This is a genomic window from Blastococcus sp. SYSU DS0539, assembly GCF_054050855.1.
Map to the genome: position 1 here is coordinate 146686 of NZ_JBJHAF010000006.1, position 23538 is coordinate 170223.

The 23538-nt window shown below is 75.7% G+C and carries 22 protein-coding genes; 15 read left to right on the forward strand and 7 right to left on the reverse strand.

Annotation, left to right across the window (positions count from 1 at the left end; genetic code table 11):
* Positions 1-16 precede the first annotated feature (16 nt).
* Entirely contained in the window at positions 17-1516 is a 1500-nt protein-coding gene (locus tag ACI790_RS09845; RefSeq protein WP_456569601.1) for a class I adenylate-forming enzyme family protein, read from the reverse strand.
* A 130-nt stretch (positions 1517-1646) separates the two neighbouring features.
* On the opposite strand from ACI790_RS09845, the gene ACI790_RS09850 reads away from it, so the two are divergent.
* A complete protein-coding gene (locus ACI790_RS09850) occupies positions 1647-2513 on the forward strand; it encodes a polysaccharide deacetylase family protein (RefSeq protein ID WP_456569602.1) in 867 nt (288 codons plus the stop codon).
* Positions 2514-2517: 4 nt separating this feature from the next.
* On the opposite strand, the gene ACI790_RS09855 is transcribed toward ACI790_RS09850, so the two are convergent.
* The gene (locus ACI790_RS09855; RefSeq protein WP_456569603.1) at positions 2518-3267 is read right to left on the reverse strand and encodes an alpha/beta hydrolase; all 750 of its coding nucleotides are present in this window, start codon (positions 3265-3267) and stop codon (positions 2518-2520) included.
* 252 nt (positions 3268-3519) lie between these two features.
* Between ACI790_RS09855 and ACI790_RS09860 the strand changes: the two genes are divergently transcribed.
* The 5 genes from ACI790_RS09860 (at position 3520) to ACI790_RS09880 (ending at position 7904) form a co-directional block, all read left to right on the forward strand.
* The gene (locus ACI790_RS09860; RefSeq protein WP_456569604.1) at positions 3520-4005 is read left to right on the forward strand and encodes a kynureninase/PvdN C-terminal domain-containing protein; all 486 of its coding nucleotides are present in this window, start codon (positions 3520-3522) and stop codon (positions 4003-4005) included.
* Positions 4006-4013: 8 nt separating this feature from the next.
* Positions 4014-4484 carry a heme-degrading domain-containing protein gene (locus ACI790_RS09865; RefSeq protein WP_456569605.1) on the forward strand — a complete coding sequence of 157 codons (471 nt, stop codon included), beginning with the start codon at positions 4014-4016 and terminating at the stop codon, positions 4482-4484.
* Between the two features lie 148 nt (positions 4485-4632).
* Positions 4633-5022 (forward strand): universal stress protein, encoded by a 390-nt coding sequence (locus ACI790_RS09870; RefSeq protein ID WP_456569606.1) that lies wholly within the window; start codon positions 4633-4635, stop codon positions 5020-5022.
* A gap of 90 nt (positions 5023-5112) precedes the next feature.
* Positions 5113-5703: a TetR/AcrR family transcriptional regulator gene (locus ACI790_RS09875; protein ID WP_456569607.1), complete on the forward strand. Its 591-nt coding sequence runs from the start codon at positions 5113-5115 to the stop codon at positions 5701-5703.
* A 14-nt stretch (positions 5704-5717) separates the two neighbouring features.
* Entirely contained in the window at positions 5718-7904 is a 2187-nt protein-coding gene (locus ACI790_RS09880; RefSeq protein WP_456569608.1) for an MMPL family transporter, read from the forward strand.
* Between the two features lie 63 nt (positions 7905-7967).
* Here the strand turns inward: ACI790_RS09880 and ACI790_RS09885 are convergent, their stop codons facing one another.
* Positions 7968-8843: a mechanosensitive ion channel family protein gene (locus ACI790_RS09885; RefSeq protein WP_456569609.1), complete on the reverse strand. Its 876-nt coding sequence runs from the start codon at positions 8841-8843 to the stop codon at positions 7968-7970.
* A gap of 170 nt (positions 8844-9013) precedes the next feature.
* On the opposite strand from ACI790_RS09885, the gene ACI790_RS09890 reads away from it, so the two are divergent.
* Both ACI790_RS09890 and ACI790_RS09895 read left to right on the forward strand, forming a co-directional pair.
* Positions 9014-10834, forward strand: coding sequence for a helicase-related protein (locus ACI790_RS09890; protein ID WP_456569610.1), 1821 nt, complete (start codon positions 9014-9016; stop codon positions 10832-10834).
* Positions 10835-10933: 99 nt separating this feature from the next.
* Positions 10934-12850, forward strand: a complete 1917-nt coding sequence (locus tag ACI790_RS09895) for an FAD-binding monooxygenase (RefSeq protein WP_456569611.1) — start codon at positions 10934-10936, stop codon at positions 12848-12850.
* A gap of 69 nt (positions 12851-12919) precedes the next feature.
* On the opposite strand, the gene ACI790_RS09900 is transcribed toward ACI790_RS09895, so the two are convergent.
* Together ACI790_RS09900 and ACI790_RS09905 are read right to left on the reverse strand one after the other, a co-directional pair.
* Positions 12920-13183: a DoxX family protein gene (locus ACI790_RS09900; RefSeq protein WP_456569612.1), complete on the reverse strand. Its 264-nt coding sequence runs from the start codon at positions 13181-13183 to the stop codon at positions 12920-12922.
* A 2-nt stretch (positions 13184-13185) separates the two neighbouring features.
* Positions 13186-13323, reverse strand: a complete 138-nt coding sequence (locus ACI790_RS09905; protein ID WP_456569613.1) for a hypothetical protein — start codon at positions 13321-13323, stop codon at positions 13186-13188.
* 106 nt (positions 13324-13429) lie between these two features.
* Here ACI790_RS09905 and ACI790_RS09910 point away from each other — a divergent pair, with 106 nt between their 5' ends.
* The gene (locus tag ACI790_RS09910; protein ID WP_456569614.1) at positions 13430-14065 is read left to right on the forward strand and encodes a trimeric intracellular cation channel family protein; all 636 of its coding nucleotides are present in this window, start codon (positions 13430-13432) and stop codon (positions 14063-14065) included.
* A 34-nt stretch (positions 14066-14099) separates the two neighbouring features.
* On the opposite strand, the gene ACI790_RS09915 is transcribed toward ACI790_RS09910, so the two are convergent.
* Positions 14100-15785 (reverse strand): phospholipase D family protein, encoded by a 1686-nt coding sequence (locus tag ACI790_RS09915; protein ID WP_456569615.1) that lies wholly within the window; start codon positions 15783-15785, stop codon positions 14100-14102.
* 257 nt (positions 15786-16042) lie between these two features.
* On the opposite strand from ACI790_RS09915, the gene ACI790_RS09920 reads away from it, so the two are divergent.
* The 6 genes from ACI790_RS09920 (at position 16043) to ACI790_RS09945 (ending at position 21594) form a co-directional block, all read left to right on the forward strand.
* Positions 16043-16987 (forward strand): pirin family protein, encoded by a 945-nt coding sequence (locus tag ACI790_RS09920; RefSeq protein WP_456569616.1) that lies wholly within the window; start codon positions 16043-16045, stop codon positions 16985-16987.
* A gap of 346 nt (positions 16988-17333) precedes the next feature.
* Positions 17334-17744 (forward strand): WhiB family transcriptional regulator, encoded by a 411-nt coding sequence (locus ACI790_RS09925; RefSeq protein ID WP_456569617.1) that lies wholly within the window; start codon positions 17334-17336, stop codon positions 17742-17744.
* A gap of 117 nt (positions 17745-17861) precedes the next feature.
* Entirely contained in the window at positions 17862-18767 is a 906-nt protein-coding gene (locus ACI790_RS09930) for an acyl-CoA thioesterase (RefSeq protein ID WP_456569618.1), read from the forward strand.
* A 69-nt stretch (positions 18768-18836) separates the two neighbouring features.
* Positions 18837-20300, forward strand: coding sequence for a protein adenylyltransferase SelO (locus ACI790_RS09935; protein WP_456569619.1), 1464 nt, complete (start codon positions 18837-18839; stop codon positions 20298-20300).
* Between the two features lie 59 nt (positions 20301-20359).
* Positions 20360-20515, forward strand: coding sequence for a hypothetical protein (locus ACI790_RS09940; protein WP_456569620.1), 156 nt, complete (start codon positions 20360-20362; stop codon positions 20513-20515).
* Between the two features lie 107 nt (positions 20516-20622).
* Positions 20623-21594, forward strand: coding sequence for an NADPH:quinone oxidoreductase family protein (locus tag ACI790_RS09945; protein ID WP_456569621.1), 972 nt, complete (start codon positions 20623-20625; stop codon positions 21592-21594).
* A 12-nt stretch (positions 21595-21606) separates the two neighbouring features.
* On the opposite strand, the gene ACI790_RS09950 is transcribed toward ACI790_RS09945, so the two are convergent.
* On the reverse strand, positions 21607-23535 hold the full coding sequence (locus ACI790_RS09950) for a serine/threonine-protein kinase (RefSeq protein WP_456569622.1): 1929 nt from the start codon (positions 23533-23535) through the stop codon (positions 21607-21609).
* Between the last annotated feature and the right edge of the window lie 3 nt (positions 23536-23538).

Below are 23538 nucleotides of genomic sequence, written 5' to 3' on the forward strand. Positions count from 1 at the left end.
TGGGTTGGGACCTGCGTCAGCGGATGGGCTGCCACTCGGTCTGCTGGCGCAGCGAGGGCTTGAGGACCTTGCCGCCGGGGTTGCGCGGCAGCGGTTCGGTGCGCACGGAGACGAACTGCGGGACCTTGAAGTCGGCGAGCTGCTCCCGGGCGAAGGCGAGCAGGTCCGCCGGGTCCAGCGCGCGGCCGGGCAGCGGGACCACGACGGCGCCGACCTTCTCGCCCATCATCGAGTCGGGCACGCCGACGACGGCGACCTCGCCGACGGCGGGGTGCGCGGCCAGGGCGTTCTCGACCTCGACGCAGTACACGTTCTCGCCGCCGCGGTTGATCATGTCCTTCTTGCGGTCGACGACGTGCACGAGACCCTCGTCGTCGATGCGGGCCAGGTCGCCGGTGTGCAGCCAGCCGTCGACGAACGTCTCCGCGGTCTGCTCGGGCTTGCGCCAGTAGCCGGCGACCACGTTCGGGCCGCGGATCAGCAGTTCGCCGACGCCCGTCGCCGGGTCCGGCTCGGTCACCGACAGGTCGACGACCGGCGCGGCGAAGCCCACCGAGTCGGCGTGCGCGGCGGCGTACTCGTCCGGTAGGTACGTCGACACCGAGGACGTCTCGGTGAGCCCGAAGCCGTTGCCGACGCGGGCGGTCGGGAAGGCCGCCTTGATCCGGTGCACCAGGTCGGGGGCGATCGGCGCTCCCCCGTAGCTGACCGCCCGCACCGAGGAGGTGTCGACGTCGGCGAAGCCCGGCTGCTGGAGCGCCAGCCAGTAGATCGCCGGCACGGTGGTGAGCACCGAGATGCGCTCCTCCTCGATGGCGCGCAGGAAGGCGCCGACCTCGAACGCCGGCATGATCACCGCCGTCCCGGCCACCGCGGTGACGACCAGCAGCTGGGAGTTGCACCCGGTCACGTGGAAGAGCGGCACCGAGATCAGCGTCGACAACTGCTCGTCGCGGGGCAGCCCGAGGCAGCGCAGGCAGGTCTCGACGTTGGACAGGAAGTTCTCGTGGGTGGTCATCGCACCCTTGGGGAAGCCGGTGGTGCCGCTGGTGTAGAAGATCCCGGCCAGGTCGGTGTGCGCCTGGTCGGTGACGGCCAGCGGCTCGCCGTCCGGCAGCGCGGCCCCGGGTTCGACGACGTACGCGGCGCCGGAGTCCTCGACGACGTAGCGCACCTCGGGTTCGGCGAAGCGCGTGTTGACCGGGACGACGACGGCCCCGGCCAGCAGCGTCCCCCAGAACACCAGGACCCAGTCGTTGCCGTTGGGCAGCCGGTTGGCCACCCGGTCGCCCGGCGCCACGCCCGCGGCCCGCAGCCCGCCGGCCACCCGGGTCGCGCGGTCCCACAGCTGCCGGTAGCTGATCCGGTCGCCGCCGAGCTCGACCAGCGCCTCGGCGTCGGGAGCGGCGTCGACCGCCGCGCGCAGCAGCTGCACCAGGTTGGGCGCCAGGCCGGTGTAGCGGCGGATGCCGTCGGGCCCGACCTCGGTCCCGCTCCGGTCGAAGGGGTACGGCATCTGCGACCTCCCGCTGACGGCGCTGTCGGCGTGCCCCGGCAGTCTGTCGGCGTCCGCCTCCGGTGTCCACCAGACCGTTCGCCGCGACCGGACGCGGGGGACGGCGGCGAACGGTCGGAAGGGTGGGGCCATGCGCAGACGGGCCTTCCTCGCCGCGACGGGGGCGGCGCTGCTCGGGGCCTGCTCCACCCCGGCCGCCGGCCCCTCGACCGCTCCCGCCCACCGCAGCCCCCGGACCTCTCCGCCCGCGCCGCCGGCCGGCCCCCCGACGTCGGCCGGCGCACCGCCGACGCCCGCGACCGCCGAGGAGGTGCTGGCCCGCGCCACCGTGCCGGTGCTCTGCTTCCACCAGCTGCGCGACTTCCGCCCGGACGACAGCGCCTACGCCCGCACGCTCATCACCCCGCCAGCGGTCTTCCGGGCCCAGCTGCAGGCGCTGCGCGACGGCGGGCGGACCCCGATCGGCGCCCCCGAGCTGGTGGACCACCTGCAGTTCGGCACGCCCCTCCCCGACCGGCCGGTCCTCCTCACCTTCGACGACGGCTCGCCGACCCACCACACGGTGGCGCTCCCCGTGCTCCGCGAGTTCGGCTTCCCGGCGGCGTTCTTCCCGATGACCGTGGTCCTCGGCAAGCCCGACTGGCTGAGCGCGGACCAGCTCCGCGACCTGGACCGGGCGGGCATGACCATCGGTGCGCACACCTGGGACCACCAGCGGGTCGACCGGCTCACCGGTGACGAGTGGGCGGTGCAGCTCGACCGGCCGCGGGCCGAGCTGGGCGAGCTCCTCGGGCACCCGGTGGACCTGCTGGCCTATCCGCACGGCGTCTGGTCGCCCGAGGCGCTGCCCCGGGTGGCTGCGGCGGGCTACCGGGCGGCCTTCCAGCTCGCCGATCCGCTGGACCCGACGGACCCGCTGCGGACCATCCGCCGGATCATGCCGCCGCCGACCTGGGACGGCCCGACGCTGCCCGCCCGGCTGGACTCGGCGTTCTGACCGGTCAGCCCTCCCTGCCGAGCGCCGCCAGGGCGGCGAGCACCGCCGGCCAGGCCGCGCTGCGGGGATCGATCGGGGCGAAGTGCCCGCCTGCGACGGCGACGAGGACGGCTGCCGGGTGGGCGGCCACGTAGGAGTCGCTCAGCTCGAGGGGGACGATCTCGTCCCCCGTTCCGTGCACGATGCGGACCGGCACGGCCGGCGGGGGCAGGCGCACCGGGTCCAGGTCGGGCCGCGCCGTGGCGTCCTCGCCCAGAAAGGCCCGGACCGCGCCGGACCCGAGACCGAGCGCCTGCGCCCGCCGGAGGTCGGCGACCGGCGCGAGGGCCAGCACCCCAGCCGGGCCGTGCGAGCCGGCCATGGCCGCGGCCGCCTGCAGCGCGAGGTGCCCGCCGGCGGAGTGCCCGGCGAGCAGCACCGGCCGGCCCCGGCCCGCGGTCGCCCGCACCGCCGCGTGCACGTCGGCGACGGCGAGGTCGGGACGGCCGGGGACGCGCCGGTACTCCGGGGCCACCGTCGGCCAGCCGGCCGCGGCCAGCGCCTCGGTCATGGGTCGAACGTGGGCCCGGTCGTACTCCGGCCGCCAGAACCCGCCGTGCACCACGACGACCACCGGCCGGCCCGGCCCCTCCTCCCGCGCGTGCCGGACGTCGGCCACCTGCTCGGCCCCCGGGCCGTACCGGAGGACGGCGTCGGGGGGCGCCGCCGGACGGGTCAGCACCGCGCGGTCCTCGGCCTGGGCGTGCGGGAGCATGTGCGCGAGGATCGACCGCGCCCGCCGGTGACGTCCAGCCGGCCCGGCGGCCGGGGAGGGACGTCATGGCGATCGACGACGGCGGGCGGCCCGACGTCCGCGCGGAGCTGGACTACGCCGGCTACCTGGCGCTGGACACGCTGCTGTCCGCGCAGCGCCCGATCAGCGACCACCACGACGAGCCGCTGTTCATCATCCAGCACCAGACGACCGAGCTCCGGCTCAAGCTCGCGCTGCACGATCCCCGGCTGGATGGGGCACGCCGACCCGTTCGCCATGGGCCCGGAGCACGTCCCGGCGCCGGGCATCCGTCGTCTGCTCAGCGGCACGCCTCCCGTCCTCGGCATGCTCCCGGTCGAGGACATGCTGGCGCTGGTGGAGCGGGCCGGGATGCCGGCGATCCGGGCCAAGTCGGTGGTGCTCACCGAGTTCACCATCGCCGTCGCCGACGAGGTCCTGGCCCCGCTCGGGGTCGTCGTCGCCTCACCGCGGGACGCCGACCGGCGCGGCGGCCACGTCACCCTCGAGCACGACGCGATGCGGACGGTCGTCGACCGGCTGTGGCGGCGGGGCGTCGTCCCCGACTTCCGGCGGCCGCGAGGGCTGCGGATCGGCCTCTCCCCGTTGAGCACGAGCTTCACCGAGGTGGCGACGGCGCTCGCGCACGTGGCGCAGCTGCTCGGCGCGGTCCGCGGAGGGACCGACGCGGGCGGCCCGGCGGGACGGGCGGGACGGTAGGAAGGGGCATGCCCGAGTCGTTCCCCTCGCTCGCCGACCTCGCCGCGGAGGAGGCCGAGCTGCAGCTCACCTCGTTCACCAACGACGACGCCTGGGAGCTCGGCGCCGCACTGGTCGCCACCGCCCGCCGGGCGGCCGCGCCGGTCGCCGTCGAGATCTCCCGCAACGCCCACCGGCTGTTCGCCGTCGCGCTCCCCGGCGCGACCCCGGACAACGCGTCGTGGATCGAGCGGAAATCCCGGGTGGTGCACCGGTTCGGGCACAGCTCGCTGTACGTCCGCCAGGCGAGCATCGAGCGGGGCACCACCTTCGAGGCCGAGTTCGGCCTGGACCCCGCCCGGTACGCGGCCCACGGCGGGGCGTTCCCGCTGCTGGTGCGTGACGTCGGGCCGGTCGGCGTCGTCACGGTCTCCGGGCTGCCCCAGCTGGAGGACCACCGCATGGTCGTCGGCGCGCTCCGGGAACACCTGGGCCGCTGAGCCCGGTGCCGCGGACGCCGGTTCCGGGGCGGCCGGTTCCCGGAGCCGCGACGGTGGTATCCCCCTCCGGGGCGCTCGGCCCCCGGAACCACCCACCGCCGCGCCCCGCGCCACCCGCCGGGCGCCGCAGCGACACGGAGGAGCACGCATGACGGTCCTGGTCGGATACCTGCCCACCCCCGCCGGCGAGGCCGCCTTCACCGCCGGGCTGCAGGAGGCGCGGCGGCGCTCGGAGCCGCTGGTGGTGGTGAACACCGCCCGGAGCGGCGCCCCGGTGAGCGTCGAGGTCGCACCCGAGCACGCGGTCCAGCAGATGACCCGGCGCGCCGCGGCCGAGGACGTGCCGCTCGACCTGCGCCAGACGGCGCACGACGGGGACGCCGCCGACGAGGTGCTGCGGACCGCCCAGGAGGTCGATGCCTCGGTGATCGTGATCGGCCTGCGCCGGCGCTCCGCCGTCGGCAAGCTCCTGCTGGGCAGCAGCGCCCAGCGGATCCTGCTCGATGCGGACCGCCCGGTGCTCGCCGTCAAGCCGTGAGCCGTCCCCGCCCGGTGTGACGAACGTCCACCGACCGGTCCGGTCGGAGAACCGACCGAATCGGTCGGTTGCGGTCGTAAGCTGGTCGGCGTGGCGCGACCGTTCCGGCAGCAGACCGACGACGGCATCCTCGACCGGGCCGCTGCCCTCTTCGCCCGCCGGGGCTTCGCCAAGACCTCGCTGCAGGACATCGCCGCCGCCGTCGGGCTCTCCAAGGCCGGGCTGCTGCACCACTTCCCGAGCAAGGAGGCGCTGTACGACGCGGTGCTGGCCCAGGCCGGCACGCTCGGGCAGCGGGTGCTCGCCCAGGTCAGCGACCTGCCCGTCGGGCCGGACCGGGACCGGCGCGCCATCGACGTGCTGGTGGACATCGCGTTCGACCACCCCGGCGTGGTCGCCCTGCTCCTCACCCCCCTGACCCGGGGCGACTCCGACTACGGCGAGCCCGAGATGGACGCCGCCGGCGCCGCAGCGCTCCAGGCCCTCGGCGTCACCCTCGACGCGCCGGTGTCCGAGCGGACCATCCGCGCGATCGGCGCGCTCTCCTCGCTCGCCGTCCTGACCCTGGCGGCGCACGGCCAGGACGAGCCGGCCACCTGGCGGGCCGCCATCGTCGCCACCTGCTTCGACGCGCTCGGCCACCCCCGGCCCGGCGCCACCCTCCCCGTTCCCCACCAGTAGAGGTCTGATCCCGCATGGCTGTGTTGTTGTCCCGGATCGGTGCCTTCTCGCACCGGCACCGGGTGTCCGTGGTGGCCGTCTGGCTGGTCCTCCTCGTCGGCGGCGGCGTGGGGGCGGTCACCCTGGCCGGCGACACCTCGAACAGCTTCTCCATCCCGGGCCAGGAGTCGACCAACGCCCTGGAGCGGATCGACGAGGAGTTCGGCTCGGCCGGCGGCGCCAGCGCCCGCGTGGTGTTCCAGGCGCCGGACGGCGAGACGGTCACCACCCCGGAGAACGCGGCGGCGATCCAGGCAGTCGTCGGTGAGCTCGGGCAGCTGCCCGGCGTGACCTCGGCGACCACCCCGCTCGACCCGGCCGCTCCGGCGGTGAACCAGCAGCAGGACACCGCCTACAGCACCGTCACCTACGACGCCGTCCCCGGTGAGGTGACTCCCGAGCAGCAGGACGCGCTGCTCGCCGCCGTCGACGACGCACGGGACACCGGCCTGACCGTCGAGGTCTCGGGCGAGGCCGTGCAGGAGCCCCCGCACGTCGGCGGTCCCGCCGAGGTGGTGGGTGTCGTCATCGCCCTGCTCGTCCTGGCGGTCACCTACGGCTCGCTGATCACCGCGGGCATGAACCTGCTGACCGCCGTGGTGGGTGTCGGCATCGGCGTCATCGGCATCACCATCGCCACCGGCTTCATCGACCTGTCGTCGACCACGCCGATGCTGGCCGCGATGCTCGGCCTGGCCGTCGGCATCGACTACGCCCTGTTCATCATCACGCGGTACCGGCAGGAACTGCATGCCGGCTCCGACGCGGGCACCGCCATCGCGACCGCGGTCGGCACCGCGGGTTCGGCCGTCGTCACCGCCGGCCTGACCGTGGTCATCGCACTGACCGGCCTCTTCGTCGTCGGCATCCCGTTCCTGACCCAGATGGGTCTGGCCGCGGCCGCGACGATCGTCGTCGCCGTCCTCGTGGCGCTGACCCTCGTGCCCGCCGTGCTGGGTTTCCTGGGCGAGCGCGCGCTGCCGCGCCGGGAGCGCGGCACCGGCTCCGCGGGCAAGCACGAGGCGCCGGCCCCGCAGCGCAACTTCCTGGCCGGCTGGGCCGCCACGGTCACCCGCCGCCGCGTGCTGTCGCTGCTGCTGACCGTCGTGACGCTGGGGATCATCGCCATCCCGTTCGCGTCGATGCAGACGACCCTCGTGCAGGAACCGCCGGAGGGCAGCACCGGCGCCCGGGCCCAGGAGATGCTCGCGGAGGGCTTCGGGGAGGGCTTCAACGGCCCCCTGGTCGTCCTGTTCGAGGGCGCGGGCGCCGTCCAGGCCGCGGGCCGGTCGATGGAGACGGTCGCGGGGCTGGACGACGTCGCCCTGGTGGTCCCGCCGACCCCGAACGCCGACGGCACCGCCGCCCTGCTCACCGTGATCCCCGTGTCGGGGCCGGCCGACCCGGCGACGGAGGAGCTGGTCGCCGACCTGCGGGCGGAGCTGGCCGACCTCGACGGTGCCGAGGCGTCGGTGACCGGCCAGACCGCGGTCAGCGTCGACGTGGCGCAGGCGCTCGACGAGGCGCTGCCGATCTACCTGGTGCTGGTGGTCGGTCTCGCGCTGGTGCTGCTCGTGCTGGTCTTCCGCTCGCTGCTGGTCCCGCTGGTGGGGGTGCTCGGCTTCCTGCTCACCATCGGCGCCTCGCTCGGCGCCACCGTCGCGGTGTTCCAGTGGGGCTGGCTGGCCGACGTGGTCAACCTGGACAGCACCGGGCCGCTGATCAGCCTCACGCCGATCCTGGTGATCGGCATCCTGTTCGGCCTGGCGATGGACTACCAGATCTTCCTGGTGTCCCGGATGCACGAGGCGCACAGCCACGGCACCCGTCCGCTGGAGGCGATCCGGACCGGCTTCGGCCAGGCGGCCCCGGTCGTCGTCGCCGCGGCGCTGATCATGTTCTCCGTGTTCGCCGGCTTCGTGCCCGCGGGTGAGGCCACGATCAAGTCGATCGCGTTCGCCCTCGCGGCCGGCATCCTCTTCGACGCCTTCGTCGTCCGGATGGTCCTGGTGCCGGCCGCGCTCGCCCTGCTCGGCGAGCGCGCGTGGTGGCTCCCTGGCTGGCTGCGCCGGCTGCCCGTCCTGGACGTCGAGGGCGCCGCGCTGGAGAAGGGCGCCACCCCGTCCGGGGACCGCGAGCCGGTGGGCGCCACCCGCCACTGAGCGACCGCACCGCCGCACGGCCCGTCCCCCGGGGGCGGGCCGTGCGCCGTCCGGCCGGAGCGGTCAGCGCTCCCCGTCCCCGTCGCCCTCCGGGGCGGCGTCGCGGTCGCGCGGGAACCAGAGCACCCGCTGCGGGAAGGGGATCTCGATACCGGCCGCGTCCAGCGCCCCCTTCAGCGAGATGGCGACCGCGCTGCGCACCCGCCAGCGGCTGGCGATGTCGGCCGGGTGCCAGTAGCGCACCGCCACGTTGATGGAGGACTCGCCGAACTCCTCCACCCACACCTCCGGCGGCGGGCTCGACTGGACGCCCTCGGCCGCCCCGCAGGCGCGCAGGAGCACCTGCCGGGCCCGCTCCAGGTCCGCGTCGTAGGGGAGCCCCACGGTGAGCGACGTCCGGCTGACCGGCGTCCGGGTGTAGTTGGTGATCGGGTTCTTCAGCACCTCGGCGTTGGGCAGGTACACGACGAGACCGTCGTAGGTGCTGAGCACCGTGGTGCGCAGGTTGACGTCCTCGACCACCCCCTCGTGGTCGCCGCTGCCGATCTGCTCCCCGACGCGGAACGGGCGCCGCACCTGGAGCAGCACCCCGGCGACGAAGTTCTGCAGGATGTCCTGGGCGGCGAACGCGATCGCGATGCCGCCCACGCCGAGCGCCCCCACCAGCGGGCCGATGCTCACCCCGAGCAGGTCCAGGGCGTACACCGCCGCCACGGCCGCGACGATCACGCTCACGAAGCGCCCGACCACCAGGCCGACGTGGCGGCTGCCCTCGCGGTCGATCGCCCGGACCATGACGCGGCGCACGACGACCGCCAGCACCAGCCCGGCGAGGAAGACCGCCAGCGCCAGCACGGCTTCCTGCCAGGTGATCGGGTCGGCGACGACCACGGCGTCCTCGTCGGCCGCGAGGACAGTGAGGAAGGGCGCTCCGGGCACCTCCGGAGGCTAGGCAGTGGCGGCCGCTCCCGCAGACCGGGCAGGTCGCGGGGCGACGCGCCGGAGACCCCGGGGGCATGGATCGACGGCCGTCGGTGTTGGCTGTGTGACGGTCCGTCCGCAGGGACGTCGACCGAGCACGCCAGCCGTTCCCCACCGAAGGACGTCGTTTGTCCCAGCACGACCCACAGCCCGCCGCCACCTCGCGACGCCGGGAGCGCTCGGCCGCCCGCCGGCCGGAGGCCCGGCCCGAGGGTCGGCAGACCGACCGCGCCGCCGCCCGCGAGGAGCGGCGCGCCCAGGAGAGCTGGGTCGAGGGGGCCGCCCCGGCGCTGCCCATCCGCGCCACGCGCCCGGCCGAGGTCGTCTTCCACCTGGGCCCGACGAACTCCGGCAAGACCTACGAGTCGCTGCAGGCCCTGGCCGCGAACGGGTCCGGCGTCTACGCGGCGCCGCTGCGCCAGCTCGCCCACGAGGCCTACGCCAAGCTCTCCGCCGTGCTGCCGCCGGGCACGGTCGGCCTGTCCACCGGCGAGGAGGAGATCGACCCCTTCGCCCCCATCGTCTGCTGCACGGTCGAGAAGGCACCCATGCGCGGGGAGCTGCTCGTCCTGGACGAGTCGCACTGGATCGCCGACCCCGACCGGGGCCACCACTGGGCGCGGCTGCTGCTCACCGGCGAGTACCGGGAGATGCACCTGATCTCGGCCGCCGAGGCCTACCTGCTGCTGAAGCCGCTGGTCTCCGACGCCGAGCACGTCACGGTCGTCAACCACAAGCGGCTCTCCCGCCTGGACGTCCTCCGCACCCCGGTGCGCCCGGCCGACGTCCGGCCGCAGACGCTGGTCGTCGCCTTCTCCCGCAAGACCGTCTACGCCGCCGCGGCCGAGCTGGACCAGCACCGGCCGGGCAAGGTCGGCGTGCTCTACGGGGCGCTCCCCCCGGCCACCCGGCGCGAGGTGATCGAGCGCTTCACCCAGGGCGAGGTCGACGTGCTGGTCACCACCGACGTCATCGGGCACGGCATCAACGTGCCGGCCACCACGGTGCTGTTCGCCGAGACCACCAAGTTCGACGGCGCGCAGGTGCGGCCGCTGCGCAGCTGGGAGACCGCCCAGATCGCCGGCCGGGCCGGGCGCTACGGCCTCACCGGCCACGGCACGGTGGGCGTGCTCGCCGGGGTCACCGGCCTGCGCCCCGACGCCGGCATCCTCGCCACGGGCGCCGCGGTCGCTCGCGGCGACGCCATGAGCGACCTGCCCAAGAGGGCGCCGCGGCTGCGGCCGGAGCTGGCCGACCTGGGCGCCATGGAGGCCGTCGACCTGCCCGAGGCGCTGACCCGCTGGATGGCGTGGGCGCGGGGCGCGACCCGGGACCACGCGATGACCCCGGACGACGTGAGCACCCTCATCCTGCGGGTGCACGCCCTGCTGCCGCTGCTGCGCGGCCCGCTCGGCGCCGCCGGCGACCTGGACACCGTGTGGCGGCTGGTCAACCTGGCGATCGACTACAACCCGCCGCGGCGCACCCGCTGGATCACCCTCGCCGAGGCGGCCCTGCGGCACGCCGTCGGCCTGCCGGTCCAGCCGGAGAGCGTGCTCCCCGACGTCCCGCGCGGCGGGAGCGTCGAGGAGTTCGAGCAGGCGGCGGCCGCCGCCCGCGACGCCCAGACCCTGCTCCGCCAGTTCCCGGGCGTGGCCGGCCTGGACAGCGACGACGCCGCCTGGGTCGAGGAGGAGTGCGCCGAGATGATCACCGAGCTGCTGCCCGACGCCATCTCCCTGGGCAAGTCGGGCAAGTGCGTGGAGTGCGGCAGCGCGATCGCTCCCTGGTTCACCACCTGCCGGCCCTGCAGCGCCCCGGCCGGCCGGCACGGCGGCGAGCGCGACCGCCGTCCCGGTGGCGGTGCCCGCCGCACGCCGGCCCGGGCGGCCGGCCGTGCGCCCGGCGGCCGGCAGGGCGGGCCCCGCGGACGCACCCGCCGGGGCTGACCTCCGCCGCGGCGGAAAGCCCTATCCCTCCGGGCCCATCCTGCGGGACGGTCGGCATCGTCCGCGGCACACGGCCGCGCGCGTCGAGGGGGTCGGGTCGTGCAGTTCTACCTGAACGGGTACCGGGCCGGGGACCCCTTCGTCGAGGAGCCGCACCCGTCGGTGGTCGAGCGCCCGGACGGGCTGCCCGGGGAGGTCGACGTCCTGATCGTCGGCTGTGGGCCGGCCGGCCTGGTGCTGGCCGCGCAGCTGGCCGCCTTCCCCGACGTCCGGACGGCGATCGTCGACCGGCGGGACGGCCCGCTCGCCGTGGGCCAGGCCGACGGTGTCGCCTGCCGCACGGTGGAGATGTTCGAGGCGTTCGGCCTGGCCGACCAGCTGGTGGCCGAGGCGTACTGGGTCAACGAGGTCTCCTTCTGGCGGCCGGACCCGGCCGACCGCAGCCGGATCGCCCGCACCGGCCGGGTGCAGGACGTCGAGGACGGCCTGTCCGAGTTCCCGCACGTCATCGTGAACCAGGCGCGGATGCTGGCCTGGCTGCGCGACCGCATGGCGCGGTCGGCGTCCCGGCTCGAACCCCGCTACGGCCTGCAGGCCGCCGACCTCCGGATCGACCGCGACGGCGAGCACCCGGTGACGGTCACCCTCCGGCACGTGCGGGGCGGGGTGGAGACCGGCGACAGCTCGACGGTCCGCGCCCGCTACGTCGTCGGGTGCGACGGCGCCCGCAGCGCGATCCGCGGCGCCATCGGCCAGGAGCTGGTCGGCGACCCGATGAACCAGTCGTGGGGCGTGCTGGACGTGCTCGCGGTGACCGACTTCCCCGACATCCGGCTCAAGTGCGCGATCCACTCGGCCAACCAGGGCAACATGTTGATCATCCCGCGCGAGGGCGGGTACCTGGTGCGCCTCTACATCGAGCTGGACGCGGTCCACGACCGGGAGATGCTCGAGAGCCGGGACGTGACGCCGGAGAAGCTGGCCGCGGTGGCCAACCGGATCATGGCGCCGTACACGATCGACGTGAAGGACGTCGGCTGGTGGTCGGTGTACGAGATCGGCCAGCGGCTGAGCGCGACGTTCGACGACCTGCCCGCCGGGGAGACCGACCGGCTGCCGCACGTCTTCATCGCCGGCGACGCCTGCCACACGCACAGCGCCAAGGCCGGCCAGGGCATGAACGTCTCCATGGCTGACGCCTGGAACCTCGGGTGGAAGCTCGCCGCAGTCCTGCGCGGCACCGCCCGGCCCGAGCTGCTGCACACCTACACCGTGGAGCGCCGGGCGATCGCCCAGGAGCTGATCGACTTCGACCGGGAGTTCGCCCGCATGTTCAGCGCGGCGCCCGCCGACGGCGACGCGGACGCCGGGGGCGTGGACCCGGAGGAGTTCCAGCGGTACTTCGTGCAGCAGGGCCGGTTCACCGCCGGCGTCGCCACCCGGTACGCGCCGTCGATGATCACCGGGGACACCGGGCACCAGCACCTGGCGGAGGGCTATCCGGTCGGGATGCGCTTCCACTCCGCCCCCGTGGTCCGGCTGGCCGACGCCAAGCCGGTCCAGCTCGGGCACGCCGCCCGCGCCGACGGCGCCTGGCGGCTCTACGTCTTCGCCGACCGGGCCGAGCCGGCGTCGGCGGGCTCGCGCGCCCGGGCGGTGTGCGAGTTCCTGGCGTCGGAGGCCTCCCCGATCACCCGGCACACCCCCGCCGGCGCCGACCCCGACGCGGTGATCGACGTCCGCGCCGTCTTCCAGCAGGGGCACCGCGAGCTCACCGTCGAGCAGCTGCCCCCGGCGCTGCTCCCGCGGAAGGGGCGGTTCGGGCTCGTCGACCACGAGAAGGCCTTCTGCCCCGACCCCGCGGCCGGCGACGTGTTCACGCTGCGCGGCATCGACCGCGAGCAGGGCTGCATGGTGCTGGTCCGGCCGGACCAGTACGTCGCGCAGGTGCTGCCCCTCGACGCGCACCGGCAACTGGCCGGCTTCCTGGCCGGCGTCCTGCTCGACGCCCGGTAGGACGACCCCCCTCCCGGAGCTCCCGCGCCGTGGCCGGCCCTGCCCGTCGGCTGACGGCGGAGGCGGGGCTCAGCCGCGCCGGGTGCGGCGGCGCAGCCAGCCGCCGCCGTACAGCGCCCAGAGCACGAGCAGGGGCTGGAAGAACAGCCGGAGCAGCCGCTTGCGGTCCGTGTCGAGGCCGAACGCGTCGGTGCCCTCGAGGTACTGGGCGACGTTGCCCGGGAAGATGACGACGAAGAACGCCGCCAGGAGCGCGCCGACCGTGCGCCGCCTCCGCGGGAGCGCGATGAAGCACGCACCCAGGGTGATCTCGGCGACGCCCGAACCGAGCACCGTCAGGTCCTCGTCGAGGGGAACCAGCCGGGCACCTGGGCCTGGAACTCCTGCCGCTGGACCGTCAGGTGCAGCGTGCCCGCCCCCACCATGGTCGCCCCCAGGAGCAGGCGGGCGGCGGTCCGGACGGCAGACGTCATGCCGGCACCGTAGCCGCACCGATCCGGTCGCACCGGCGGCCTGACCCTCGGGCAGAGTGGGCCGACCGCGACCTCCGGCGTCCGGCAGGGAGGAGCGAACCGCCACATGCCCACCACGGTGCTGCTCGTCCTCGACCTCGTGGGCACCTTCGCCTTCGCGCTCAACGGGGCGCTGATCGCCGTCCGCTCCACCCGGCTGGACATCGTCGGCGTGGTCACGCTGGGCATGACCACCGCGCTCGGCGGCGGCACGATCCGCGACGTCCTCCTCGGCGCCCTCCCCCCGGCTACGTTCGTCGACTGGCGCTACCTGGCGGTGGCCGCCTCGGGTGGCCTGATCGCCTTCTTCACCGGCCACTACCTGGAGCGGGTGTACGGCGCGATCAACGTGCTCGACGCCGCCGGCCTCAGCCTGTTCGCCGTCACCGGGGCGCTCAAGGCGCTCGACCTCGGCTTCGGGCCCGCCCAGGCGGTCGTCGTCGGCGGGATCACCGGCGTGGGCGGCGGCACGATCCGCGACGTGCTCATCCGCCAGGTGCCCACCGTGCTCAGCAGCGGGCTGTACGCCGTCCCGGCGATCGTCGGGGCGACCGCCGTCGTCGTCACCGAGCTGCTCGACGTCCGGAACGCGGCCGCCACGGTCGGTGCCGCCGTCCTGTGCTTCGCCATCCGGATGGTCGGCGTCCACTTCGACGTGAACGCCCCGTTCCCGCCGGGCCGCCGGTGGGACGAGGAGGAGTGAGGCCCAGGCGCCCGTTCCGCGCGCGGGCAGTCGGTCAGTACTCACCCCGCACGCGCATCGCCCACGGGCGGCCGTCCGGGTCGTAGGCCAGGCCGTACACCGGCTCGATCAGCCGGCGCAGCACCGGCCCGCCGCCGATCCGCCGGGGATGGGCACGCAGCCGGCCGCCCGGCCGCGGCCCGGTGCAGCCGCCGGCGTGCCATGCGTCGAGCTCCGCCGCGGCCCGGCGCATCGCCGCGGCCGCCTCGTCGGGGTGGAGAAGGTCGACGTCGTCCCCGTCGCCGCGGCCCAGGTGCTCGCGCATCAGCGCCAGTCGCAGCGAGCGCGCGAAGCCGCGGGCGCCGTCCCCCAGGCCGCCGGGGTCCACCGGGTCGCGACCGTCACGCTGCTCGTCGAGGACGGCGGCGGCCAGCTCCGAGTCGTGCGTCCAGGACCGGCGGTTGAGGTTGGCGCTGCCGACGGCCGCCCACACGTCGTCGACGATGGTGAGCTTGGAGTGCACGTACACCGGCCGTCCGGCCTCGTTCTCCAGGTCGAACAGCTGCACCCGGTCCCCGCCGGCCGCCACGACCATCCGCCACGCCGTGTTCTGGCCGAGCAACGAGGCGAGGAAGGTGAACCGGCTCTCGTCGTCGACGTGGCGCGGGACGACGGCGATCAGCCGGAGCTCCGGGGAACGGCGCAGAGCGGCGGCGAAGATGCGGGCGACCTCGCGCGACCACAGGTACTGGTCCTCGACGTAGACGAGCCGGCGCGCCCGGGACAGCGCTTTGGCGTAGCCCCGGGCCACGCTGCGCTCCCCCTCGGGCGCGAACGGATAGGCGGGCCGGCGCCGCGGATAGGTGCGCAGCAACTGGACGGTGCAGCTCCCCGCCGCCACCGGCGCCGGCGCCGGTGGCGGGAGACGGTCCGGCGTCCGGGGGACCCCGAGCAGCCGGTCGGGAACGGTGTGCCAGGGCCACCGGGTGGGCGGCGCCGGGTCGTTCCACCGCTGCCGGAACACCGACTCCAGATCCCGCACGGCCGGGCCCCGCACCTCCAGCTGCACGTCGTGCGCGGCCGGGGTCGGCCCGTAGACGGGCGACAGCGGCCGGGACTGCGGATCACCGGTGTGCTCCCCGCCGTCGCGGCGGGACCGCGCGACGTCGATGCCGCCGACGAACGCCACGTCGTCGGCGGCACCGGTCACCACGACGAACTTCTGGTGGTGGCTGCCCAGCGGGCGGATCCGCTGGTCGAGCAGCACCCGGCCACCCGCGGCGGTGACGGCGCGGGCCACCGCACGGTTGGCCTGGAGCGCGTGCCCGATCGCCTCCGGGTGGGAGCGCCACAGCAGCCCTCGCACGGCCACGCCCCGGCGGGCGGCGCCGACCAGCGCCGCGCCCAGCGGTGGCCCGTCGTCGTCCAGCAGCTCCTCGGGATCGGCGCGCCAGCCGACGAGCAGGATGGCGTCCCCCCGCTCGGTTCCGGCCAGCGCCGCGGCCAGCACCGGCAGGTAGCTGCGGCCGTCCACGAGTGCGCGCACGGCGTTGCCCTCGCGCCACGCGGGCAGACCCGAGGCCGCGTTGCCCCGCTCGGCCTCCGTCAGGAACCACGGATGCCCGCCGTCCCCCAGCCGCCGGGCCCAGCGCGGCTCGGCACGGGATCGGGCAGTGGCGAGCCGCCGGGCGCGGGCACGGACCCGCGCCAGGGCGCCACCACCGCTCCGGGAAGAGTCCACCGCGACGTCCTCTCCCCCGCAAGCCGCAGGCCCGGGCACCGGAGTGGGCTCCCGGTCGGTCCCGGCGCCGCTACCCCCGCCGCCCGGGCACGACACCTGCCGGGGCCGGCGCCGGCCCCAGCAGCGGGCACGGAACCGGAGAGGGACGCGCCGTGAACGGTGTGACCACGTCGCCGCCGGCCGTGTGCCCGACGTGGTCGGCAAGGCTCCCGCCCGCACGGCCCCGCGGCGCGGGATCCTGTGCCAGGGTGGCCGGGGTGAGCGACGTCCAGGTGATCACGAGCCGGGAGGTGCCGCTGGGCGGCCCACGCGCGATGGCGGTGCGCCGCACGCTTCCGCAACGCGCCCGGTCGCTCATCGGCGCCTGGTGCTTCGTCGACCACTACGGGCCCCACGACGTCGCCGGGACAGGTGGCATGGATGTGCCGCCGCACCCGCACACCGGCCTGCAGACCGTCAGCTGGTTGTTCTCCGGCGAGATCGAGCACCGCGACACCACCGGTGCCCACGCGTTCGTCCGCCCCGGGGAGCTGAACCTGATGACCGCCGGATCCGGGGTCGCGCACTCGGAGGTCTCCACCGGAGCCTCCAGGACGTTGCACGGCGTCCAGCTGTGGACGGCGCTGCCCGATTCCGCCCGGCATGCCGGCCGGAACTTCGCCCACCACGTTCCCGAGCCGCTCGGCCTGGACGGGGCCATCGCCCGGGTGCTGCTGGGTTCCCTCGCCGGCCATCGCTCCCCGGTGCCCACCCACAGCCCCCTGCTGGGAGCGGAGCTGGTGCTGGAACCGTTCGCGGAGCTCGTCCTCGACGTCGCCCCGGAGTTCGAGCACGGCGTCCTCGTGGACCAGGGCCCGGTCCTCGTCCAGGGCATCGAGCTGGGGCGCACCGAGCTGGGCTACCTGCCGCCCGGCGGTCGTCACCTGCGGCTGACCAACCCGGGTGACCGGCCCGCCCGGGTGATGCTGCTGGGCGGGGAGCCGTTCCCGGAACCGGTGCTGATGTGGTGGAACTTCGTGGGCCGCACCCACGAGGAGATCGTCGGCTACCGGGAGGAGTGGGCAGCCGGGTCGGAGCGCTTCGGCCGGGTCGAGGGCTACGCCGGGCAGGCCGACCGCCTGCCCGCGCCGCCGCTGCCGACCGTCCGGCTGCGCCCTCGGCTGTCCCCACCAGGCGCCGGTGATGCCAGCGCCTGGGGATAGCCGGCGCGCCTGGTCCCCTCGGCCCCACGGCGGCGCCGGGGGCGGGAGCAGCGCCGAGCGCTCCTGCGCCCACCAGCCGCTGGATCGCCGGGAGTCGCGCCTCTCACCGCGCGACCCGGGACGAGTCGCGCGGTGCCCTGGTCGACGAGCCGCCGAGGCGGGTCGGGCCGCGCCCGGCCGGCGGGCCGCTCCGGCGCCGTGGAGCAGATGTCACCAAAGAATCGGCGCGGTTCCGTCCGGTTCTTGCCAGTGCCGAACCGCCCACCCGCTCCGTAGCGTCACTGACAGCAGTCGGCCCGTACCGGTCCGTCACCCGTCGTGTCGCACGACCACCGAGGAGCTTCCCGTGTCTTCCTTCTCCCGCCCCGCCCTGACCCTCGTCCACGACGGCGGCGCATCCGCCGGCTTCGGCTCCGAAGCCGCGCCCGACTGGGACGACGCGCCGGGCTGGGACGCCGCCCCGCAGTGGGGAGCCGGCTCGCCGTGGCCCGAGGCCGCCGCGTGGACGGAGGAGCCGACGGGCGAGGACGCGTGGCGGCTGGACGCGCTGTGCGCCGAGACCGACCCGGAGGCGTTCTTCCCGGACAAGGGTGGGTCGACCCGGGAGGCCAAGCGCGTGTGCACCGGCTGCCCGGTGCGCGCGCAGTGCCTGGAGTTCGCCCTCGCCAGCGACGAGCGGTTCGGGATCTGGGGCGGGCTCTCCGAGCGCGAGCGCCGCCGGCTGCGGCTGCAGCGCCGCAGCTCGATCAGCGCCTGATCGCACGGCCGGGCGCACGCCCCGGCGGCGGTTCCCGCGGTCCGGCCGCGGACGCGGACCGACGCATGATTCGATCGACCCGGCACAGGCTCCCGGCGGGAAGAGGCGGACGACGACATGCGGATCGACGACGGTCCGCCGGCACCCCTGCGCCGCACCGCCGCAGGATCCGGTGGGCTGGGAGAACTGCTCGACGTGGCCGCGGTCGGGTCGGGGTCGTTCCGCGCCGGCCCCCGCAGCGACGTCCCCGGGCACGCCTTCGGCGGCGCCGTGGCGGCGCAGGCCCTGTTCGCCGCTGGGCGCACCGTGCCGCCCGAGCGGGCCGTCCACTCCATCCACGGTCACTTCCTGCGGCCCGGCGACGTCACCGCACCCACCGCCTTCTCCGTCACCCCGGTCCGGGACGGCGGCAGCTACACGACCCGCTCCGTGGTCGCCGAGCAGCACGGCCGGGCGGTCTTCTCGCTCACCGCGTCGTTCCAGGTGGCCGAGGACGGCTGGCAGCACCAGCTGCCGGAGCTCGACGCCCCGGCGCCCGAGTCGTCGCCGACCCTCGAGCAGGTGGCGGAGTCGGCCGAGGGCCCGGCGCGGGAGTGGCTGCACTGGCTCATCGAGCGGCACGCCTTCGACTTCCGCTTCGCCGGTGAGCTCCCCCGGCTGGCCGCGCTGCGCGGCGAGCGCGCGGCCCCGCGCCAGCAGTTCTGGCTGCGCAGCCGGGCCCCGCTCCCGGACGAGCCGCTGACGCACAGCTGCGGGCTCACCTACGCCTCGGACATGCTCCTTCTGGGCACCGCCCTGGCACCGCACGGGACCATGATCGGGGCGCCCGGCGTGGCCGCGGCGAGCCTGGACCACGCGGTGTGGTTCCACGAGCCGGTCCGCGTCGACCAGTGGCTGCTCTTCGACCAGGAGAGCACCTGGGCCGGGGGTGGCCGGACGCTCTGCCGCGGCCGGTTGTTCGACCGGACGGGCCGGCTGGTCGCCACGGTGGCGCAGGAAGGCATGATCCGCCGCCTCCGCTGACCGCGGCCGCGAGCGTCCGGCCCGTCGTTCCCGGGCGGGTGGTGCGGAATTGCACGTACCCTGGTGCCGGTGAGCGTCGCACCGCCACCGACCGTGCTCCTCGACTCCCGCTTCGCCCGCGAGCTCGGGGAGATGGCCCTCCCCTGGCAGGCGGAGGAGGCGCCGGATCCCCGCCTGCTCGTGCTCAACGAGCCCCTCGCCGCCGAGCTCGGGCTCGACCCGGCGTCGCTGCGCACCCCCGACGGCCTCCGGCTGCTCGTGGGCACCGGCGTCCCCGACGGCGCCACCCCGGTGGCGCAGGCCTACTCCGGGCACCAGTTCGGCAGCTTCAACCCGCGCCTGGGCGACGGGCGGGCGCTGCTGCTCGGCGAGCTGACCGGCGCCGACGGCGTCGTCCGCGACCTGCACCTCAAGGGCTCCGGCCGGACGCCGTTCGCCCGCGGCGGCGACGGCCTGGCCGCGGTCGGCCCGATGCTGCGCGAGTACGTGATCAGCGAGGCGATGCACGCCCTGGGCATCCCGACCACCCGGTCGCTCGCCGTGGTCGCCACCGGGCGCGCGGTGCGCCGGGAGACCCTGCTGCCGGGCGCCGTCCTCGCCCGGGTGGCCGGCAGCCACCTGCGCGTCGGCAGCTTCCAGTACGCGCGGGCCACCGGCGACGTCGAGCTGCTGCGCCGGCTCGCCGACCACGCCATCTCCCGGCACCACCCGGCCGCGGCGACGGCGGAGCAGCCCTACCGCGCCCTGTTCGAGGGGGTCGTCGCGGCCCAGGCGTCGCTGGTCGCGCAGTGGATGCTCGTCGGCTTCGTCCACGGCGTCATGAACACCGACAACACGACGATCTCCGGCGAGACGATCGACTACGGCCCGTGCGCCTTCCTGGACGCCTACGACCCGGCCACCGTGTACAGCTCGATCGACGTCGGCGGGCGGTACGCCTACGGCAACCAGCCCGTGGTGGCCGAGTGGAACCTCGCCCGGCTCGCCGAGGCGCTCCTCCCGCTGCTCGCCGACGACCAGGAGCAGGCCGTGCCCCTGGCGGTGGAATCGCTGCGCCGGTTCGCGCCGCAGTACGAGGCCGCCTGGACCGCCGGCATCCGGGCGAAGCTCGGCCTGCCCGACGGGCTCGAGGACGCGGTGGTCCGCGCCCTGGCCCAGGAGCTGCTGGACCTCCTCCGGCAGGACCACGTCGACCTCACCGCGCTCTTCCGCGCCCTGGCCGGTGCCGCCCGCGGCGACGCGGAGCCGGTGCGGCTGCTCTTCCTCGACCTCGCCGGGATCGACAGGTGGCTGGAGCGCTGGCGGGCACTGGCCCCCGACGCCGCGGGCATGGACCGGGTCAACCCCGTGTACATCCCCCGCAACCACCTGGTCGAGGAGGCCCTCGACGCCGCGACCGAGGGTGACCTGGACCCGCTGGGCCGGCTGCTCGAGGCCGTGCGCGCGCCCTACGACGAGCGCCCGGGGCTGGAGCGGTACGCCGCGCCCGCACCGCAGGACTTCGGCGTCTACCGCACCTTCTGCGGCACCTGAGCCGCGCCGGCGCCGGGCGGCCGCTGATTGGCGCCGGCCCGGTCGGGTAGTCGGGGTCCGTGCCACGCGAGATGGACCCCAAGGACCCCGACACCCTCTACGCCGAGGGGCCGGTGGCCGCCGAGCCTCCGGAGGACGACGTCCCCGAGACCTCTCCGCTGGCCGACTCCGGAGGCACCGGCCCGGGGCCCGACGACCTCGACCGGCTCCTCTGAGCGGGGTGGCCGCCTCCCCGCGACCGCACCCGCACCGTCTGACAAGCTCGCGGCACCCGGTCGGCGTGGCGACGCGCCGGCCTCCGCCCCACCGAGCAGGAGGACCTGTGCGCGCCGCCCAGATCAGCTCCCTCGACGGCCCCCGCGCGCTGCGGGTCGTCGACGTCCCCGAGCCCGCCGCCGACGGGAAGGTCCTGGTCGACGTGCACGTCGCCGGGGTGACCTTTCCGGAGGTGCTGCTCAGCCGCGGCGAGTACCAGCTCAAGCCCGAGCTGCCGTTCATCCCGGGTAGCGAGGTCGCCGGCACGGTGCGCAGCGCACCGGAGGGCAGCGGGCTGGTGCCCGGCCAGCGGGTGGCCGCTTTCCCGGCGTTCGGCGGCTTCGCCGAGGTGGCCGCCGTCGACCCGTCGCTGGTCTTCCCGCTGCCCGACCGGACCAGCTTCGAGCAGGGCGCCGCCCTCCCGATGAACTACCTGACCATGCACTTCGCGCTGCACCGCCGGGGCCGGCTGGCCGCCGGCGAGACCGTGCTGGTGCACGGTGCCGCCGGTGGGCTCGGGACGGCCGGGATCCAGCTCGCCCGCGCCGCCGGCGCCCGCGTCCTCGCCGTGGTCTCCACCGAGGCGAAGGGCGAGGTCGCCCGGGCCGCCGGCGCCGACGAGGTCGTGCTGGCCGACGGGTTCCGCGACGGCGTCAAGGAGCTCACCGGCGGCCGGGGCGTCGACGTCGTCGTCGACCCGGTCGGCGGGGACCGGTTCACCGACTCGCTGCGCAGCCTGGGCCGGGAGGGCCGGCTGCTGGTGCTGGGCTTCACCGGCGGGGAGATCCCGACCGTGAAGGTGAACCGGCTGCTGCTCAACAACGTCTCGGTGGTCGGCGTCGGCTGGGGCGCCTTCTGGTCCGGCGCGGAGCCCGGCTACCCGAAGGAGCAGTGGCAGGAGCTGGCTCCGCTGCTGGAGCAGGGCCGGCTGGACCCGCCCCTGGGCTCGGTCCACGGGCTGGACGACGCCGCCGAGGCCGTCGTGGAGCTCGACGAGCGCCGGGCCACCGGCAAGGTGCTGCTCCGCGTCCGCGCCTGACCGGACGGGACGTCAGACCCGGGGGTCGGTCCCGCCGTCCGTCTCGTCCTCGGGGGTGACCGTCGGGGTCGCCGGCGTACTGGTCGGCGTCTCCGGCTCCGCGGTCGGCGTCGCCGGCGCGTCGGGATCCCCGCCCTCCCCGGCCGGGGTGGTGGGCGTGCCGGTGTCCTCCGCGGGCGGGGTCGTCGGGGTGGTGGGCGTGCCGGTGTCCTCCGCGGGCGGGGTCGTCGGCGTGGTCGGCGTGCCGGTGTCCTCCGCGGGCGGGGTCGTCGGCGTGGTCGGCGTGCCGGTGTCCTCCCCGGGCGGCGTGGTCGTCGGCGTGGTCGGCGCGCCGGTGTCCTCCCCGGGCGGCGTGGTCGGGGTCCCGGTCCCCGGGGCGGCCGTGTCGTCGGCCGGGCTGCCGGGTGCGGACGTGCCGGGTGCCGGCTCCTCGGCGGCCGGCGGCTCCGTCGTCGTCGCCGCCGGCTCGGGCCGGGGTGCGGGCGCGGGCGGAGGAGCCGGGACGGGCGCCGGCGCACCGCCGTCGGCCGGTGCGGACGTCTCCGGTGCGGCGGTGGGCGCCGCGACGAGGACGACCACCTCATCCCCGGGCTCGAGCCGCGGACCGGCGGCCTCCACGCCGGTGACGGTCCCCGCGACGCCGCCCGGGGTCGGGTCCTCCTGGAGCCGCACGGTCAGGCCGAGCGCGCTCAGCTCGGCGACGACCTCCTCGACGGGCCGTCCGACGTAGTCCGCGGCGACCAGGTCGACGAGGGCGACCGGCTGCGTCGAGACGGCGTCGGTCGACCGGCCGTCCTCGGCGTCCGAGGCGCCGAGCAGAGCCGCCGCGCCCCCGCCGAGCAGGAGGAAGGCCAGCACCGGGAGGACGACCAGCAGCGCCGGCCGGCGCGCGGCAGGCCTCGCCTGCGGCGGGGCGGCGACCCGGCGGGGGCCGGTCCGCGCGTGCGCGCCGGCCCCCGCGTGGGCACCGGTCCCGGCGTGGGCACCGGTCCTCGCGTGGGCACCGGTCCCCCGGTGCGCGCCCGTGCCGTGCCGGGGACCGGCCGGGCGACCGGACGCCGCGAGCGCGACCGGCCGGGTCAGCGAGACGGTGCCCGCCGGCCGGCGCATCGTCTCCTCGACGGCGTGCAGGAAGGCGTTCCCGTCGGGCAGCCGGTCGTCGGGATCCTTGGCCAGCGCGGCGTCGATCAGGGCGCGGACGTCCTCCGGCAGCTCCGCGGGCAGCGGCTCGGGGTGCTCCTGCACCTGCTTGAGCGCGACGGTCACCGGGTTGTCACCGTCGAAGGCGGCGTGCCCGGACAAGGACTCGTAGCCGACCAGGCCCAGGGCGTAGACGTCGCTCGCCGGGCCCACGTGCTCGCCCCTGGCCTGCTCGGGCGACATGTACTGGGCGGTGCCGATCACCTGACCGGTACGGGTCAGGGGCACGCTGCCCGCCGACCACGAGATGCCGAAGTCGGTCAGCTTCACCGTGCCGTCGGAGGTGAGCAGGATGTTGGCCGGCTTGACGTCGCGGTGCACCACACCGGCCCGGTGCGCCTCGGCGAGGCCGGCCGCGGCCTGCCGGAGGAGCGAGAGGGCGGCATCGGTCTCGAGCGAGCCCTCCGCCGCCAGCCGCGCCGAGAGCGGCGGCCCGTCGACCAGCTCCATCACGAGGTAGGCGAGGTGCTCACCGGTGCGCTCGGCCGTCGATTCCCCGTAGTCCAGGACGGCGGCGATGTTGGGGTGGCTCAGGCTGGCGGCGTTCCGGGCCTCCGTGCGGAACCGGGCCACGAACACCGAGTCGTCGGCGTACTCGCTGCGCAGGATCTTGACGGCCACCGGGCGGTCGAGCAGCACGTCGCGCGCGCGCCAGACCTCGCCCATCCCACCGACGGCGATCAGGTCGCGCAGCTCGTAGCGGTCGCCGAGGATCTGCCGGCTGGTCTCGGCCGTGGTCACTCC